14 protein-coding genes are annotated in these 17090 nt (G+C 69.0%); 7 read left to right on the forward strand and 7 right to left on the reverse strand.

What is annotated here, in order from left to right:
* Positions 1 to 4: 4 nt before the first annotated feature.
* A complete protein-coding gene (locus M1203_RS03685; RefSeq protein ID WP_249948029.1) occupies positions 5 to 3607 on the reverse strand; it encodes a DEAD/DEAH box helicase family protein in 3603 nt (1200 codons plus the stop codon).
* Between the two features lie 351 nt (positions 3608 to 3958).
* A complete protein-coding gene (gene ychF, locus M1203_RS03690) occupies positions 3959 to 5047 on the reverse strand; it encodes a redox-regulated ATPase YchF (protein ID WP_249948030.1) in 1089 nt (362 codons plus the stop codon).
* 308 nt (positions 5048 to 5355) lie between these two features.
* Between ychF and M1203_RS03695 the strand changes: the two genes are divergently transcribed.
* Positions 5356 to 5934, forward strand: coding sequence for a DUF6542 domain-containing protein (locus M1203_RS03695; protein WP_249948031.1), 579 nt, complete (start codon positions 5356 to 5358; stop codon positions 5932 to 5934).
* A 47-nt stretch (positions 5935 to 5981) separates the two neighbouring features.
* Here the strand turns inward: M1203_RS03695 and ppgK are convergent, their stop codons facing one another.
* Positions 5982 to 6719 (reverse strand): polyphosphate--glucose phosphotransferase, encoded by a 738-nt coding sequence (gene ppgK, locus M1203_RS03700; protein WP_249948032.1) that lies wholly within the window; start codon positions 6717 to 6719, stop codon positions 5982 to 5984.
* Between the two features lie 102 nt (positions 6720 to 6821).
* Positions 6822 to 7850, reverse strand: a complete 1029-nt coding sequence (locus tag M1203_RS03705; RefSeq protein ID WP_249948033.1) for a 4-hydroxy-3-methylbut-2-enyl diphosphate reductase — start codon at positions 7848 to 7850, stop codon at positions 6822 to 6824.
* A gap of 98 nt (positions 7851 to 7948) precedes the next feature.
* Between M1203_RS03705 and M1203_RS03710 the strand changes: the two genes are divergently transcribed.
* The 4 genes from M1203_RS03710 to M1203_RS03725 all read left to right on the forward strand — a co-directional run bounded on the left by M1203_RS03710 (position 7949) and on the right by M1203_RS03725 (position 11912).
* The gene (locus M1203_RS03710; RefSeq protein WP_249948034.1) at positions 7949 to 9442 is read left to right on the forward strand and encodes an APC family permease; all 1494 of its coding nucleotides are present in this window, start codon (positions 7949 to 7951) and stop codon (positions 9440 to 9442) included.
* A 183-nt stretch (positions 9443 to 9625) separates the two neighbouring features.
* Positions 9626 to 10834, forward strand: a complete 1209-nt coding sequence (gene xseA / locus M1203_RS03715) for an exodeoxyribonuclease VII large subunit (protein ID WP_249948035.1) — start codon at positions 9626 to 9628, stop codon at positions 10832 to 10834.
* A 78-nt stretch (positions 10835 to 10912) separates the two neighbouring features.
* Positions 10913 to 11170 carry an exodeoxyribonuclease VII small subunit gene (locus M1203_RS03720; RefSeq protein WP_249948036.1) on the forward strand — a complete coding sequence of 86 codons (258 nt, stop codon included), beginning with the start codon at positions 10913 to 10915 and terminating at the stop codon, positions 11168 to 11170.
* 154 nt (positions 11171 to 11324) lie between these two features.
* Entirely contained in the window at positions 11325 to 11912 is a 588-nt protein-coding gene (locus M1203_RS03725) for a malonic semialdehyde reductase (protein ID WP_249948037.1), read from the forward strand.
* A 107-nt stretch (positions 11913 to 12019) separates the two neighbouring features.
* On the opposite strand, the gene M1203_RS03730 is transcribed toward M1203_RS03725, so the two are convergent.
* Entirely contained in the window at positions 12020 to 12604 is a 585-nt protein-coding gene (locus M1203_RS03730; protein WP_249948038.1) for a DUF4245 domain-containing protein, read from the reverse strand.
* Between the two features lie 123 nt (positions 12605 to 12727).
* Here M1203_RS03730 and glpX point away from each other — a divergent pair, with 123 nt between their 5' ends.
* Complete coding sequence (glpX, locus tag M1203_RS03735; RefSeq protein WP_249948039.1) at positions 12728 to 13759, forward strand: class II fructose-bisphosphatase; 1032 nt, start codon at positions 12728 to 12730, stop codon at positions 13757 to 13759.
* Positions 13760 to 13878: 119 nt separating this feature from the next.
* On the opposite strand, the gene M1203_RS03740 is transcribed toward glpX, so the two are convergent.
* The gene (locus M1203_RS03740; protein WP_129770557.1) at positions 13879 to 14253 is read right to left on the reverse strand and encodes a WhiB family transcriptional regulator; all 375 of its coding nucleotides are present in this window, start codon (positions 14251 to 14253) and stop codon (positions 13879 to 13881) included.
* A gap of 184 nt (positions 14254 to 14437) precedes the next feature.
* Positions 14438 to 15136 (reverse strand): DUF1707 domain-containing protein, encoded by a 699-nt coding sequence (locus M1203_RS03745; protein WP_249948040.1) that lies wholly within the window; start codon positions 15134 to 15136, stop codon positions 14438 to 14440.
* A gap of 198 nt (positions 15137 to 15334) precedes the next feature.
* On the opposite strand from M1203_RS03745, the gene M1203_RS03750 reads away from it, so the two are divergent.
* Positions 15335 to 17014, forward strand: a complete 1680-nt coding sequence (locus tag M1203_RS03750; RefSeq protein WP_283958172.1) for a fumarate hydratase — start codon at positions 15335 to 15337, stop codon at positions 17012 to 17014.
* The last annotated feature ends 76 nt before the right edge of the window (positions 17015 to 17090 follow it).

Raw genomic sequence — 17090 nt, forward strand, 5'->3', positions numbered from 1 at the left:
TCGCTCAAGCCAATTCCCGATTCAGCTCGTCCAACAGTTCCAGCGCCTGGTTCCTGCCACCGAAGGCGTTGGCGAAGCCCGGACCGCCGCCCTTTTCGGAGAACGGCATATGGCCGAAGTCCTCGCGTTCCATGCCCAGGTCGACCACGATCGCGTCCTTGATCCGGTGCAGCCACCACAGTTGGCCATCTGTGAATTCCGCACCGGCCTGGCTCTGCCGCAGCAGCCAACCTTCGAAGCGCTCCTCGACCACCGTACGATACGGGCGAAGCTGGTCGTCCGCGCCGAGCGTGTAGCGGACGAGGTTCATGAGATCGCCCAGGCCGGCCGTCTTCGACAACGACTCGGTCGCCTCACCGACCAGCTCGTAGTGGTCCCAGATGACCTTCGGTGTCCAGGTCCGCTTGGTCGCCTTAATAGAAGCCATCAGTTCCTTCAGGTGGGCCCGCGCCTCTTGCGGCCGGACCCGAGATCCGCTGCCGAGGATCACCTGGAGGGCGATCGCCTCCGCCGCCGCCTCGTCGCGCTTGCGGCTGTCCAGGAGCTGGCGCCATTCTGCCAGCTCCTTCGCCGCCCGCTCCTCCCTTGGGACCTCGTTCACCTTCAGCGTGACCTCGGTCGTCGCGTCGTACGTGAGGTCGTGCTGCTGTTTGATGCCGATGATCAGCTTCCGCAGTTCCGGGTGGGTGGTCAGGGTCTCGACCGAGTCGTGGACCAATCGCCGCGCGTGGTCCGCGCCGCCTTCCCGGTATGCCCGGTCCTGGGTGTCGACGTCCACCGCGTTGGTGATCTTCCGGACCATGTACGCCAGTGGCACCCCACCCGACGCCTGCTCGATCCGCTCCCGTTCCTCCTTGGTGAGCTTGCGGTCGAGCCGGGCCAGCCGGCGCCCGAGCGTCTCGGCCTGCTCGGCCGTCAGCGAGCGGCTGCCCGCCTTGTCCATCAGCTTGGCCAGGCTAAGACTGCCGCCGTCCGGTGGCAGCATCGGGCGGGTATCGACCAGCGGCGAGGCGGTGACGCCTACTGCGTCGACCAGGACGAAACGGTCCTTGGCAAGGTCGGCGGCCGGGTCCGGGGTGACCGCCTTCAGGTCGTCGGCGTCGATCGTGCGGGCGCCGCGTCCCTTCATCTGCTCGAAGAGGACGGGGCTGCGAACGGCCCGCAGGAATATCACGCACTCCAGGGCCTTGACGTCCGTACCCGTGGCGATCATGTCGACCGTGACGGCGACCCGCAGCATCGGCGAGTTCCGCAGGTCATTGACGAGCTGCTCGGGGTCGTCACCTTTGTCCCGGGAGCGGTAAGTGATCTTCTTGGCAAAGGCGTCTCCGCGCCCGAAGACCTCCTTGACCTGCTTGAGCACTTCGTCCGCGTGGTCATCGCTCGCCGCGAAGACCAGCGTCTTGGGCAGTTCGGTCCGGCCCGGGAACCAGCGCTGCCAGTTGTTCTTGTACGCCGTGAGGACGGCCCGGATCTCGTCCTCGGCGATCACTGTGCGGCCGATCTGGCCGACCGTGTACGTGAAGTCCTCGTCCAGCTCCTCATAACGCTGGGCGCGGGTTTTGCGGTCGCGGATACGGACCGTCGTCCCCTTGTCGATCTTCGCGCCGCCGTCCTCCCGTATCGAGGAGTCCATGGTGACAACGTCGAAGTCGACGTTGACGCCGTCGGCGACGGCCTGTTCGTAGGTGTACTCGGAGACCATGTTGCCGTCGAAAAACCCCTTGGTCTGCCGGGTCGGGGTGGCGGTGAGGCCGACCAGGTGGGCGTCGAAGTAGTCCAGGACGCCGCGCCACAGCCCGTAGATGGAGCGGTGGCACTCGTCGATGACGATCAAGTCGAAGGACTCGATCGGGACGGCCGGGTTGTACTCGACAGTGACCGGGCGATCGGTCATGTAGTTCTCGTCGAGGGTGGAGGAGTCCTCGCGGTCCTCTGCCTCGGTAGTGTCCTCCAGCGGCTCACCCTTGAGGAGCGCGTACATGCGCTGGATGGTGGAGACGACGACGGAGGACGTCTCCTGGAGACCGGACCGGCCGAGCGAGTCGACGTTGTAGAGGTCGGTGAACTTGCGATTCTCGTCCGGCGTCTTGTAGCGGTCGAACTCGGCCTTGGCCTGGCGGCCGAGGTTGTTGCGGTCGACGAGGAAGAGGATGCGGCGCGCACGCGCATGCTTGAGCAGCCGGTACGACTCGGTGACTGCGGTGTAGGTCTTGCCCGCGCCGGTCGCCATCTGGATCAGCGCGCGCGGCTTGTCCTGGGCGAGTGAACTCTCCAGGCCGACGACCGCCTCTTCCTGCGCGGTACGCAGGTCGTGCGACTCCAACACCGGCAGCGCGGTGCGCAGGGCGGCCCGGAAGGTGGGGGTGCCCGGGTGCTCAGTGGCGCGCTTCATCCAGGCCGCGAAGGACTCCGGGCGGTGGAAGGCAAAGACCGGGCGGGAGCGGGCGTGCGGGTCGAGGCGGTTGAGGAAGAACGTCTCGGCGCCGGTGGTGGCGTAGCGAAAGGCGAACGGTTCCTGCTCACGCCAGACCGCCATGGAGTGTTCCTTGAGAACGCCGCCCGCGTACCGCTCGTTCTGCGCGAGGGCGCCGGCCAGGGCGGTGCCCTCGCGCTTGGCCTCGATAACGCCAACGATCATGCCATCGACGTAGAGGACATAGTCTGCGCGACCGGTGGCCAGGCTGAACTCGCGTACCGCGACGCCCTGCGAGGCGAGCGGGTTGAGGTCGCCGTAGTTCTGGACCGTCCAGCCCGCCTGGGTGAGCATCTCGTCGATACGGACGCGGGCCTGCACTTCGTTGAGCGGTTCGGGCCGCTGGGCGCGCTCAACGATCGCCTCACGAGCATTGACGGTGACCGACCGGGGCTTGAGGCGCTCCTGGTCGTAACGGTCCTGGTAGGCGCGCCGGAGCCGCTCGATCTCATCCCGGTGGCGGGCCACCTCCGCCTCGGACTCGGCACGGGCCCGCTCAGCCGCCTCGGTCAGCCTCTCGGCCTCCTCCCGGCCACGCCGCTCGGCCTCCAGCCGGTCACCGACCTCGCTGAGGCGGGTTCGGGACTCGGCGAGGGTGCGCTGGTAGTGACCGAGCGCCTCGCGGAGCTCGGTCAGCTCGGCGGATCCGCCCGCCACCTCACTCGGCAGCTGGGGCGGCACGAACGCGGCAATCTCCCGTACGTTGTCGATCGCGCGGGAGAAGAACAGGCCGAGCTGGAAGCAGAGCTCGACGGCTTTGAGGGCCTTGCTGGTGTCGAAGAGATGGTTGTGCGCGGCGTCGTTGCGCCCCCGCCGGAGCGTGTCGAAGGCGTCTCTGGTGCGACCAGGGAGCAGGCCGGCGCGCTGGAGTCCGGCCAGCCGGTCGATCTGCCGGGTTCCCTCGACGCGCACCCCGGCCCGCTGCACCAACTCTGCAGCGAGCAACTCGCCGAACTGGCCCGAGGCGACGTACGAGACATTGGGGTTGGTGAACACGGACTGCTCGGCCTGCGCGCCGTAGATAGCCAACAGGGGCTGCATCGCGTAGAGCCGCCCGAAGTTGGGCGACTTCCGAGCCGCTGTCTTCAGCTGCTCCGGGACTTGCTCACGACGCCGTGCCTGCCCACTCATACGCTGCCGCTCCTCGACCAGGCCACGTCCGGCCCTCACCTGTGACAAGACCTCTCAGCCTATGTCCAACCAAGCGCTCCGCTCTGGCAAATGAACCGATCACGACAAAATCGACGGCCCCGCAACCGCCCACCCTCAAGGGTTCGTGTGCGTTCGGAATTCCAGCACGGGACAGCATCCCGGGGGTGGCCACAAGTGCCGACAGGTGCTCCGATCCGGCCCGCTGGGGCAGCGTCCAGCGCCCATTACACCGTCCGACCCTCGTCGGGGCCGCAGAAGGGCCCGTCTTGTATTGACGGGCCCCTCGTGACCTGCACCTTTACAGAGCGGGAATTTTGATTGAGCTTTCAATTAAACATTGAAGCGGAACTCGACTACGTCGCCGTCCTGCATCACGTACTCCTTGCCCTCCATACGGGCCTTGCCCGCCGCGCGGGCCTCCGCCACCGAGCCCGTTTCGACCAGGTCGGCGAAGGAGATGACCTCCGCCTTGATGAAGCCCTTCTGGAAGTCGGTGTGGATCACACCGGCCGCCTCGGGGGCCGTCGCGCCCTTCTTGATCGTCCAGGCGCGGGTTTCCTTGGGGCCCGCCGTCAGGTAGGTCCCCAGGCCCAGGGTGCGGAAGCCGACGTGGGCGAGGGTGGCGAGGCCCGGTTCTTCCTGGCCTACCGACTGGAGGAGTTCCAGGGCCTCGTCGTCGGCCAGTTCGGCGAGGTCGGACTCCAGCTTGGCGTTGAGGAAGATCGCCTCGGCGGGGGCGACCAGGGCGCGCTGCTCGTCCTTGAAGGTGTCGTCCGTCAGCTCGTCCTCGTCGACGTTGAAGACGTAGAGGAAGGGCTTCGTGGTGAGCAGGTGCAGCTCGCGCAGGGGTTCGGCCTTCTCGGTGCCCTGGAGGATGCCGGCCGAGAAGAGGGTCTCGCCGGTCTCCAGGATGGCCTGGGCCTCCTCGATGGCCTTGACCTGCGCCACGACATCCTTCTTGATGCGCGACTCGCGCTGGAGGCGGGGGAGGACCTTCTCGATGGTCTGGAGGTCGGCGAGGATCAGCTCGGTGTTGATCGTCTCGATGTCGTCCTTGGGCGAGACCTTGCCGTCGACATGGACGACGTTCTCGTCCTTGAAGGCCCGGATGACCTGGCAGATCGCGTCCGATTCACGGATGTTCGCCAGGAACTTGTTGCCCAGGCCCTCACCCTCGGAGGCGCCGCGCACGATGCCGGCGATGTCGACGAAGTCGACCGTGGCCGGGAGGATCTTCTGCGAGCCGAAGATCTCCGCGAGCTTGTCCAGACGCGGGTCCGGCACGCCGACCACGCCGACGTTCGGCTCAATGGTGGCGAACGGGTAGTTGGCCGCCAGCACGTCGTTCTTGGTCAGGGCGTTGAACAGGGTCGACTTGCCGACATTCGGCAGACCGACGATTCCGATCGTGAGCGACACGTTGGCGACTTCCTGAAGTGAGGACTGGCTGATGGCCGTGGCCGGCCCAGGGCGGGCCGATCTCCCAGTTTACGGGCGGGCCGCAGCCGCTTCGACGGGCGCCGGGCGGCTCGGTCCGGTCGCCCGGCGTCGAACTCAACGCCAAGCTCGCCCAAAGGGCGTGTCCAACGCCTGCATCGTCGTCCCGGGCCACCTACGTTGGTCCGGTGGAGCAGCACAGGACACGTCAACCTCAGCAGCGTCGACAGCGCCCCCCGAGCCCCCGCACAGGAACGGGCGCCAGGACCGCCGGCGGCTACCGCGTCCCGGTGGCGCCCCGGCCCCGGGTGCCGCCGTTGGCGCAGCGGCTGCGCAGACTGCCCAATCCCCGGTTCACCGGGCTCGGCGCGGGCCTGTTCGCCACCGCGACGATGCTGGGCATCGGCTTTCTGGACCGGCTGCTCCTGGACGGCGCGCCGCTGGTCTACGGGGTGCTGTTCCTGCCGGTCAGCGTGGTGACCGCGCTCTGGGTACGTACCGCCGACCTGGTCACTGCGCCGATCAGCGTGCCGATCGCCTTCGCCGTCGGCGCGTATCCGATCGCCGACGGCAACGGCGGCTTCGGCGGGCAGGCGATGTCGCTCGTCACCACCCTGGCCGTGCACGCGGGCTGGCTGTACGGCGGCACGCTCATCGCCGGGCTCATCGCGTCCGTACGGAAGGTACGGCAGATGGCCCGCCGCCAGAACGCCCGGGAGGCGGCGGTCCGAGCCGGGGCGATCCGGGCCGGGGCCACGGCGTACCGGGCGGCGGGCCCCCGCCCCAGCGCCAGCCCCAGCCCCCGACCCGGCGCCCGGAGCAGGGCTCCCGGACCCACCGTGCCCAGGGCCGTACGGCGCGGCGGCTAGGGCGTGTATCGAAAGCAGCGCCGTCCGGTCGGGTCAGGCCCCTCCCCTCACCTTCCCGCCGCCGTCATCGCCGCTCCCACGATCCCCGCGTTGTTCTGAAGCTCCGCCGGCAGTATCTCGGCCCTGATCCCCTCGATGAGAGGGATGAACTTGTCGGCCTTACGGCTCACCCCGCCGCCGATGATGAAGAGATCGGGCGAGAACAGCATCTCCAGATGGGCCAGATACTTCTGGACCCGGTGCGCCCAGTGGTGCCAGCTCAGGTCCCCGTCCTCCTTGACCTTCGTCGACGCCCGCTTCTCCGCCTCGTGGCCGTCCAGCTCCAGATGTCCCAGCTCGGTGTTGGGCACCAGCTTGCCGTCCATGAAGAGCGCGCTGCCGATACCCGTACCGAAGGTCAGCAGGAACACCACGCCCTTGCGGCCTCTGCCCGCGCCGAAGGCCATCTCGGCCACGCCCGCCGCGTCGGCGTCGTTGAGGAGGGTGGTCCGCAGGCCCAGCCGCTCGCCGAGCAGCTGCCCCGCGTCCGTATCGATCCAGGCCTTGTCGACATTGGCCGCGGTACGGATCACCGAGCCCGTGACCACCCCCGGGAACGTGATGCCGACCGGGCCCGACCAGCCGAAGTGCCGTACGACCTCCACCACGCCGTCGGCGACGCTCTCGGGCGTCGCCGGGTGCGGGGTCAGCACCTTGTACCGCGGCTCGACCAGATCACCGCGCTCCAGGTCCACGGGCGCACCCTTGATGCCCGACCCACCGATGTCCACTCCGAAGACGTTCATGGACACAACGTTACGGGCAGATGCTGACAGCGACTTCCCGGACGGTCGCTTTGGCCCTGCCCGTAGCCCGAGCAGTCATCCAGGCCCGGGCCCCTACTTCTCCTACTTCTCCGAGAGGGCCGCCGCCTCGGCGCGCAGGTCGCGGCGCAGCTCCTTCGGCAGCGAGAACGTGATCGACTCCTCCGCCGCCTTGACGATCTCGACATCCTCGAAGCCGCGCTGTGACAGCCACTCCAGCACGCCTTCGACCAGGATCTCCGGGACGGACGCGCCCGAGGTGACACCGACCGTGGAGACGCCGTCGAGCCAGGACTCCTCGATCTCCTCGGCGCCGTCCACCAGATGGGAGGCGCCCGCGCCCGCGCCGAGGGCGACCTCGACCAGCCGGACCGAGTTGGAGGAGTTCTTGGAGCCGACGACGATCACGAGATCGGCGTCGGCGCCCATCTGCTTGACCGCGATCTGGCGGTTCTGGGTGGCGTAGCAGATGTCGTCGCTCGGCGGCGAGATCAGCTGCGGGAACTTCTCCTTGAGCGCCCCGACCGTCTCCATCGTCTCGTCCACCGACAGCGTGGTCTGCGAGAGCCAGACGACCTTCGACTCGTCGCGCACCTCGACGTTGGCGACATCGTCCGGGCCGTCGACCAGCGTGATGTGGTCCGGGGCCTCGCCCGACGTACCGATGACCTCTTCGTGTCCGTCGTGGCCGATGAGGAGGATGTCGTAGTCCTCGTTCGCGAACCGGACGGCTTCCTTGTGCACCTTGGTGACCAGCGGGCAGGTCGCGTCGATGGTGGCGAGCTTGCGGTCCGCCGCCTCCTGGTGCACGACGGGCGCGACGCCGTGGGCCGAGAACATGACGATCGAGCCCTCGGGGACCTCCGCCGTCTCCTCGACGAAGATCGCGCCCTTCTTCTCCAGGGTTCTGACGACGTACTTGTTGTGGACGATCTCGTGACGGACGTAGATCGGCGCCCCGTACTGCTCCAGCGCTTTCTCCACGGCGATCACGGCGCGGTCGACACCGGCGCAGTAACCGCGGGGAGCGGCGAGCAGGACGCGTTTGCCGGCGCGGCGCGCGGCGTCTCCACTCGGGGTGGTGGCGGGCGACGGGCGGGACGTGTCAGTCATGGGTCCCATCGTAAGGCCGTCCAGAAGAGGCGGGACGGCGGGCGGCGGCCCGAGACTGGGCCTACGCGATCGACGGAGGGAATCGACGGAGGGACGCGATGGCCGAGACCGGCGCCGGTTCGGACGGGCCGTCAGACCGGCCGTCGAACGGGCCACCGTCGGACCGGCCGTCGTCGGACCGGTCTCCGTACGGGCCGTCGTCGGACCGGGCTCCGCACGGGCCGCCACCGGACCGGCCGTCCCAGGGCGGCGGGCTGCGGCGGACGCTCGGCTTCCGCGATCTCGTCGTCTACGGGCTCCTCTTCATCGCTCCCATGGCGCCCGTCGGAGTCTTCGGCACGCTCGACGCCAAGTCCCATGGCGCCGTGGCCCTGGTCTATGTCGTGGCGACCGTCGCGATGGCGTTCACCGCCTTCAGTTACGCGCAGATGGTGCGGGTCGCCCCGCAGGCCGGCTCGGTCTTCGCGTACGCGCGCAAAGGGCTCGGCGAAGGGGCCGGATTCATCGCCGGGTGGCTGGCGATGCTCGACTATCTGCTGATCCCGGCGGTCGCCTATCTCTTCGCCGGGATCGCGATGGAGGCGCTGGTCCCGTCCGTCGACCGGTGGGTGTGGACCGCGATCGCCGTCGTCATCACCACCCTGCTCAACCTCTGGGGGGTACGGGCCGCGGCCCAGGTCGGGATGGCGGTGCTCGCCCTGGAGATCGTCGTCCTGCTGGTGTTCGTCGTGTCGGCCGTCGCGGTGCTCGTGCGGAACGGTGGGACGCGCGGCTGGTCCACCCCGTTCACAAGCGATGTGGGCTTCTCCCTGGCCGCCGTACTGGGCGGGGTTTCGGTGGCCGTGCTGTCCTATCTGGGCTTCGACGCGATCGCGTCGTTCGCCGAGGAGGTGACGGGCGGATCGCGGCAGGTGGCGCGCGCCGTGCTGTCCTGCCTGGTGCTGGCGGGCGCGCTGTTCATCGCGCAGACCTATCTGGTGGCGCTGCTCGAACCGATGTCCTCGGCGGAGCTGGCCGCCGACCCGGCCGCGCAGGGCTCCGCGTTTTATGACGCGGTGGACACCTCGGTCGGCGCCTGGCTGCATGACCTGGTGGCGGCCAGCAAGGCGATCGGCGCGGCGTTCGCGGCGCTGGCCGCGCAGGCGGCGGCCGGACGGCTGCTCTTCGCCATGGGACGCGAGCGCCGGCTGCCGCATGTGCTCTCGCGTACGGACTCGGGCGTGCCCCGGGTGGCGTTGCTGCTGGCCGCCGTGGTGACGCTGTCGACGGCCGTGTGGGCGGCCCGGCGCGGCGACGGGCTCGACCGGCTGGTCTCGGTGGTGGACGTCGGGGCGCTGTCGGCGTTCGTGCTGCTGCACGCGTCGGTGGTGGGGTGGTTCGCGGTACGGCGCGGGGACGGGCCGGTGCGCCCGTTCCGGCATGTGGTGCTGCCGCTGATCGGCGCGGGGATCCTGATCGCGGTGATCGTGGCGGCGGCGGGCTCGGCGCGGATCGCGGGCGCGATCTGGCTGGCCGTGGGTCTGCTGGTGCTGCTGGTACAGCGGGGGCGGGGGCGGGGGCCAGGGCCCGGGGCCGCAAGAACGTGGCCGTAGGGCCTGCCCATCGAGCCTGCCCGTCGGGCTGCCGCCCGGCCCATCGAGCCTGCGACCCGGCCCGTGCCCACCGAACCACCGAACCACCGAACCACCGAACCACCGAACCACCGAACCGCTGAGCCGCTGAGCCGCTGAGCCGCTTTCGGGGCGATGTCAGAGGCGGCCGATACGCTCCCGTGTATGGCTCTCACTACATCCGCGGAGGCCCCGCTGCCCGTCGGCGAGGTGTCGCGGCTCATCGGCGGGTGGATCGACCGGCTCGGTGCCATCTGGGTCGAGGGACAGATCACCCAGCTCTCGCGCAGGCCGGGGGCGGGCGTCGTCTTTCTGACGCTGCGCGATCCGTCGTACGACATCTCGGTGAGCGTGACCTGCTACCGCCAGGTCTTCGACGCGATCGCGGACGTGGTCTCCGAGGGCGCGCGGGTCGTGGTGCGGGCCAAGCCCGAGTGGTACGCGCCGCGCGGGCAGCTGTCGCTGCGGGCCACGGAGATACGGCCCGTCGGCATCGGTGAACTGCTCGTGCGGCTGGAGCTGTTGAAGAAGTCCCTGGGGGCCGAGGGGCTGTTCGCCGCCGACCGCAAGAAGCCGCTGCCCTTTCTGCCGCAGCTGATCGGGCTGGTGTGCGGACGGGCCTCGGCGGCCGAGCGCGATGTGCTGGAGAACGCGCGGCGGCGGTGGCCCGCGGTGCGCTTCGAGGTCCGCAACACCGCGGTGCAGGGGGTCAACGCGGTGGCGCAGGTCGTCCAGGCGGTCAAGGAGCTGGACGCGCTGCCGGAGGTGGATGTGATCGTCGTGGCGCGGGGCGGCGGCAGCGTGGAGGATCTGCTGCCGTTCTCGGACGAGCAGCTGGTACGGGCGGTGGCGGCGTGCCGTACGCCCGTGGTCTCCGCGATCGGCCATGAGCCGGACGCGCCGCTGCTGGACCTGGTCGCGGACGTACGGGCCTCCACCCCGACCGACGCCGCGAAGCGGATCGTGCCGGACGTCGGGGAGGAACAGGACCGCGTACAGGCCCTGCGGGACCGGGCCCTGCGGACGGTACGGGGGCTGCTCGACCGGGAGGAGCGCGGTCTCGCCCACGCGCTGGCCAGGCCCGTGATGGAACGGCCGCACCGGATGGTGGACGAGCGCGCGGCCGAGGTGGACGCGCTCGCCGACCGGAGCCGGCGGGTGCTGCGGCATCTGCTGGACCGCGCGGACTCCGAGCTGTCGCACACCCGCGCCCGGGTGGTCGCGCTGTCCCCGGCGGCGACGCTGGAGCGCGGTTACGCGGTGCTCCAGCGGCCGGACGGGACGGTCGTACGCTCGCCGGGCGAGGTCACCGCGGCCGAGGAGCTGCGGGCCAGGGTGGCGGAGGGTGAGTTCACGGTACGGGTCGCCGAATGAGGGCTGACGCGATCGTTGTCCGACCGCGCCACCGGCGCGCATCCAAGAAGGTCAAGAAGGTCTGAGAAGGTGGATCACATGGCCAGGACGGACGAGCACGCGACGCTCGGTTACGAGCAGGCGCGGGATGAGTTGATCGAGGTCGTACGGCGGCTGGAGGCAGGCGGCACTTCTCTGGAGGACTCGCTGGCGCTGTGGGAGCGGGGCGAGGAGCTGGCGAAGGTCTGCCGCCGCTGGCTGGACGGTGCCAGGGCGCGGCTCGACGCGTCCCTCGCGGACGAGGCCCCGGAACAGGACGGCCGGAACGGCGGCGAGGCGGAAGCGCCCCTGGCCTGACTCCCCTGTCGTGACCTGCGGGGTCGTTGCGAGTCGAGTCACCCCATGTTGTGAGTCGAGTCACCCCATCGGCGATTTTTGTTGAAGGTTCACACATCCACTTGTACGGTGAATGCTGTTTACCGGATCCATCGCGCCCCCGGAAGGTACTTCCATGTCCCTCGTTCTCGACTCCACCGCTCAGGACCTCCTCTTCCGTGAGGCACGTACGGCCAATACGTTCTCCGACGAGCCGGTGACCGAGGAGCAGGTGCAGGCCATCTACGACCTCGTCAAGTACGGCCCCACCTCGATGAACCAGTCGCCGCTGCGCGTCGTCCTGGTCCGTTCCGCCGAGGCCCGCGAACGCCTCGTACCGCTCATGTCCGAGGGCAACCAGGCCAAGACCGCCACCGCGCCGCTCGTCGCGATCCTGGCCGCGGACAACGAGTTCCACGAGGAGCTGCCCCAGCTCTTCCCGCACTTCCCGCAGGCGAAGGACTTCTTCGGTGACCGTTCGGTCCGCGAGCACACCGCCGCGCTGAACGCCACTCTCCAGGCCGGCTACTTCATCGTCGGCGTCCGGGCCGCCGGGCTCGCCGCGGGCCCGATGTCAGGCTTCGACTCGGCGGGCGTCCAGAAGGAGTTCCTGGACGACGACCACACCCCGCTGATGATCATCAACATCGGCAAGCCCGGCGACAACGCCTGGCACCCGCGCTCCCCGCGCCTCTCCTACGACGAGGCCGTCACCACCGTCTGAGCCCGCACACGTAACGAGGCCGAGGACCCGTGCGGGTCCCCGGCCTCGTTACATGTGGTCAGGGTTGTGCCTGGTCAGGGGTTACCTGTGGGCAGGGTTACGTGCGGTCAGGACGCCGCGACTCCGGCCGTCTCGGCCTCCGGCTTCCCCGACTCCGGGCCCCCGGCCTCCTGCGCGTCGGCCTCCAGCGCGGCGGCCATCTCGGCCAGCCGCTCGAAGGACGCCGTACCCGTCACCACCGTCGTCGCGTCCCCGTCCGTCCGGACCAGGGCGTCGTACTTCGGCCCCTCCCAGCGCTGCCAGGTCTCACCCGCCACCTGCTGCGTCTTACCGGTGTCCGCGGCCTGCCTGCTGACCTCCGCGGCGTACTTCTCGGGAGCCCCCGTCGACTGCTCGACCGCGACGTACTGGCCGTCCGGGGCCAGATACCCGAGGTGCCAGGCGTTGTCGCTCTCACGCTTGTACGAGACGGACGTCGGCTTCCATGTCTCCGCCAGGCCCGCCGGCGCCAGCACCGGGTACGGCGCCGCGCGCCGCGCGGTCAGCAGCTCGACCCGGTAGTCGACCGCCTTGACCGGGATGGGCTCGTCGTCATGCGGGATGAACAGATAGATCCCGGCGACGACGACTCCGATGACCGCCATCGACAGGAAGAGGTCCCGCACCGTCTGTTTGCCTCGCGTACTCGCCACCGCACCATCGTCGCATCACACCCCGGCGCTCATACGTGGGGCCCTCTGCTCAATCTGTCGATGTACGGATAGAGTCGTATCACCCTCTTTTCCGGCCGTCGCCGTACAGAAAGGTGCGCTCCGATGACCGAGCATCAACTACCGCCTCCCCTTGAGGTGTCTCCCGAGGCACCCGACCGCAACCTGGCCCTGGAACTGGTCCGGGTCACCGAGGCAGCCGCGATGGCGGCCGGCCGGTGGGTCGGGCGCGGGGACAAGATCGGCGCGGACGGCGCCGCGGTGAACGCCATGCGTACGCTCGTCTCCACCGTGTCGATGAACGGCGTGGTCGTCATCGGTGAGGGCGAGAAGGACGAAGCCCCGATGCTGTTCAACGGCGAGCATGTCGGTGACGGCACCGGCGCCGAGGTCGACATCGCCGTGGACCCCATCGACGGCACCACCCTGAACGCCAAGGGCATGCCGAACGCGATCGCCGTCCTGGCCGCCGCCGACCGCGGGGCCATGTTCGACCCGTCCGCGGTCTTCTACATGGACAAGCTCGTCACCGGCCCCGAGGCGGCCGACTTCGTCGACATCAACGCGCCCGTCGCGGTCAATATCCGCCGGGTCGCCAAGGCCAAGCACTCGACGCCCGACGATGTCACCGTCGTCATCCTCGACCGCCCCCGCCACGAGGGCATCGTCAAGGAGATCAGGGAGACCGGCGCCCGGATCAAGTTCATCTCCGACGGCGATGTGGCCGGTTCGATCATGGCCGCCCGCGAAGGCACCGGCATCGACCTGCTGATGGGCGTCGGCGGCACCCCCGAGGGCATCATCTCGGCGTGCGCCATAAAGTGCCTCGGCGGTGTCATCCAGGGCAAGCTGTGGCCCAAGGACGAGGCCGAGCGGCGGCGCGCGATCGACGCCGGGCACGATCTGGACCGCGTCCTGTCCACCGATGATCTGGTCAGTGGCGACAATGTCTTCTTCGTCGCCACCGGCATCACGGACGGCGAACTGCTGCGCGGGGTGCGCTACCGCTCGGAGACCGCGACCACTCAGTCCCTGGTCATGCGCTCGAAGTCGGGCACGATCCGGCAGATCGACTCGACCCATCGGCTCTCGAAGCTCCGGGCCTACAGCACGATCGACTTCGACCGCGCCAAGTAGCCCTCGCCGTCACCGTCGCCAACGGACCGACACAACGGACCGGCGCATACGCAGAGGGCGCCCCAGCTGTGCGGCGGGGCGCCCCCTCCGTATCCGTACCGCCCGCGAACCAATCCGCTTCAACCAGCGGCTGCGATCCGGTCACCCGCCGCGGCGGCCTTCCGCAACTCCACCTCGCGCCGCCGACGACGGGCCAGCACCACCCGGCGCTCGGCCGCGGTCAGCCCGCCCCACACCCCGTACGGCTCGGGCTGGAGCAGGGCATGCTCCCGGCAGTCGACCATGACCGGACAGCGGGCACAGACGCGCTTCGCGGCCTCCTCCCGCGCCAGTCTCGCGGCTGTCGGCTCCTTCGAGGGGGCGAAGAACAATCCGGCTTCGTCCCGGCGGCACACCGCCTCCGAATGCCAGGGCCCGGCCTGATCCTCCCGAGCGGGACTCCGCTGGGGCGGTACGGCGGCGACCTGCAGGGGCTGATGCGGCAGTTGCAGCACGGTCTACTCCTGACGACGGCTTCGCGAGCGAGAGACGATGAAGCTTTCCCTACCCGCTGTACGCACGCCTATGCACTGAGTGGCAGCCAGTTCGGAGTCCGGAACGCGGTACGGAATTCCGGACGCGCCCCCACAACAGGACGCCTTTGGCCGGAAGTAGCCGAAAAGGCCCGGGTCGGGCGAGTCAGTGACCGAGGTGCTTACGGAGCTGATTGCGGAGATCGGCGATGAACTTGCCGCGCTTCGGCTTGGCCTCCACATTGCCGAACACCGAGTAACCGTTCACGACGACGGTCGGCGCGTCCTGCTCCTCGGCCTCCAGCGTGACCACCTCGAAATTGCCGAAGATTCCGGTGCCGTTGCCGCGCAGCGAGATGTTCTGGGGGACCGTGATCTCGACATTGCCGAAAATGGACGTCGCGTTGATCACGGTGGTGCGCTGCCCGAAGAGCGCCTCGGTCAGGTCGATCTCGATATTGCCGAAGAGCGAGAAGGCGTTGGTCCTGCTGCCGATGCGCCAGCGGCCCCTGCGCGTCGAGCTGCTGAAGATCGCGACAAGGTTCTCGGCCGGGGCGTCGGGGTCCTCCGGACCGTATCCGTATGAGGACGACGCGGACGCCGTCGGCCTGACCGGGCGGCCGTCGGCCCCGGTGGCCGGCAAGTCGCGTACCAGCGGCTCCAGTTCGGCGACCGTCTTGGCCCGGTAGACGGAGTCGATCCGCTCGGCATGCTCCTCGGCGTCCAGCCGGCCCTCCGCGAGGGCCTCCCGAAGGATGTCCGCGATCCGGTCACGGTCGGCGTCGGAGGCCCGGATGGCCGGAGGCTCCGCCGGCGCGACCGGCTGCTGCGCGACCGGCTTCTGAGGGTGCTTTTCGAGGTCCACGGGCCCAGGGTAGCGAAACGCGATAGATCGCGACTAGGGGCAGACCCGCCAGGCGTGTACCGGGGTCATCCCAAGCCCGTGACAAAACGACGACCACTGAGCCTTACCTCACAGCATCGCCGTCCGTGCCGCGCCCTACGCTGGAGAGCGCGTAGCGCGTCGCCAATGGAGGCCACGCCGCTGTCTGTCGAGTGAGGAATGGCCGTAATGCCGGAGTTTGCGTACTCGGATCTGCTTCCGCTGGGAGAGGACACCACGCCGTACCGGCTGGTGACCGCAGAAGGTGTCTCCACCTTCGAGGCCGACGGCCGTACGTTCCTCAAGGTCGAGCCGGAGGCCCTGCGGGCGCTCGCCGCCGAGGCGATGCACGACATCTCGCACTATCTGCGCCCGGCCCATCTCGCCCAGCTGCGCAGGATCGTGGACGACCCCGAGGCGTCCGCGAACGACAAGTTCGTCGCGCTCGACCTCCTCAAGAACGCGAATATCGCGGCCGCGGGCGTCCTGCCCATGTGCCAGGACACCGGCACGGCGATCGTGATGGGCAAGCGCGGGCAGCACGTACTGACGAGCGGCGGCGACGAGGAAGCCCTTTCGCACGGAATCTACGACGCGTACACGAAGCTGAATCTGCGCTATTCGCAGATGGCTCCGCTCACCATGTGGGAGGAGAAGAACACCGGCTCGAACCTGCCCGCGCAGATCGAGCTGTACGCCACCGACGGCGGCGCGTACAAGTTCCTCTTCATGGCGAAGGGCGGCGGCTCCGCCAACAAGTCGTTCCTCTACCAGGAGACCAAGGCGGTACTCAACGAGTCCTCCATGATGAAGTTCCTGGAGGAGAAGATCCGCTCGCTCGGTACGGCCGCGTGCCCGCCGTACCACCTCGCGATCGTGGTGGGCGGTACGTCCGCCGAGTTCGCGCTCAAGACCGCGAAGTACGCCTCCGCGCACTACCTGGACGAGCTGCCGTCCGAGGGCTCCCCGACCGGCCACGGCTTCCGTGACAAGGAGCTGGAGCAGAAGGTCTTCGAGCTGACGCAGAAGATCGGTATCGGCGCGCAGTTCGGCGGCAAGTACTTCTGCCATGACGTACGGGTGGTGCGACTGCCGCGGCACGGCGCCTCGCTGCCGGTCGCGATCGCCGTCTCCTGCTCGGCCGACCGGCAGGCCGTCGCGAAGATCACCGCCGAGGGCGTCTTCCTGGAGCAGTTGGAGAAGGACCCGGCGCGCTTCCTCCCGGAGACCACCGACGAACACCTCGACGAGGGAGAGGGACAGGTCGTCCGGATCGACCTCAACCGTCCGATGGACGACATCCTCGCCGAGTTGACGAAGTATCCGGTCAAGACGCGGCTCTCGCTCACCGGACCGCTCGTGGTGGCCCGCGACATCGCGCACGCCAAGATCAAGGAACGGCTCGACGCGGGCGAGGAGATGCCTCAGTACCTGAAGGACCACCCGGTCTACTACGCGGGTCCGGCGAAGACGCCCGAGGGGTACGCCTCCGGTTCCTTCGGCCCGACGACCGCCGGCCGGATGGACTCGTACGTGGAGCAGTTCCAGGCGGCGGGCGGCTCGAAGGTCATGCTCGCCAAGGGCAACCGCTCGAAGCAGGTCACCGACGCCTGCGGTACCCACGGCGGCTTCTATCTCGGCTCGATCGGCGGCCCGGCCGCCCGGCTCGCCCAGGACTGCATCAAGAAGGTCGAGGTCGTCGAGTACGAGGAGCTGGGCATGGAGGCGGTCTGGAAGATCGAGGTGGAGGACTTCCCCGCGTTCATCGTCGTGGACGACAAGGGGAACGACTTCTTCACCGAGCCGGCCCCCGCGCCCACGTTCACCAGCATTCCGGTGCGCGGCCCTGGTCTCGCCTGACGCCCTCGCCACGCGGGCCGCGCACGGCCCCCTCGACGCGCCCTCCCCGGCCTTCCTCCGGGGAGGGCGTTCCCGT

It is taken from the genome of Streptomyces sp. 35G-GA-8, assembly GCF_023534745.1.
Classification (GTDB): domain Bacteria; phylum Actinomycetota; class Actinomycetes; order Streptomycetales; family Streptomycetaceae; genus Streptomyces.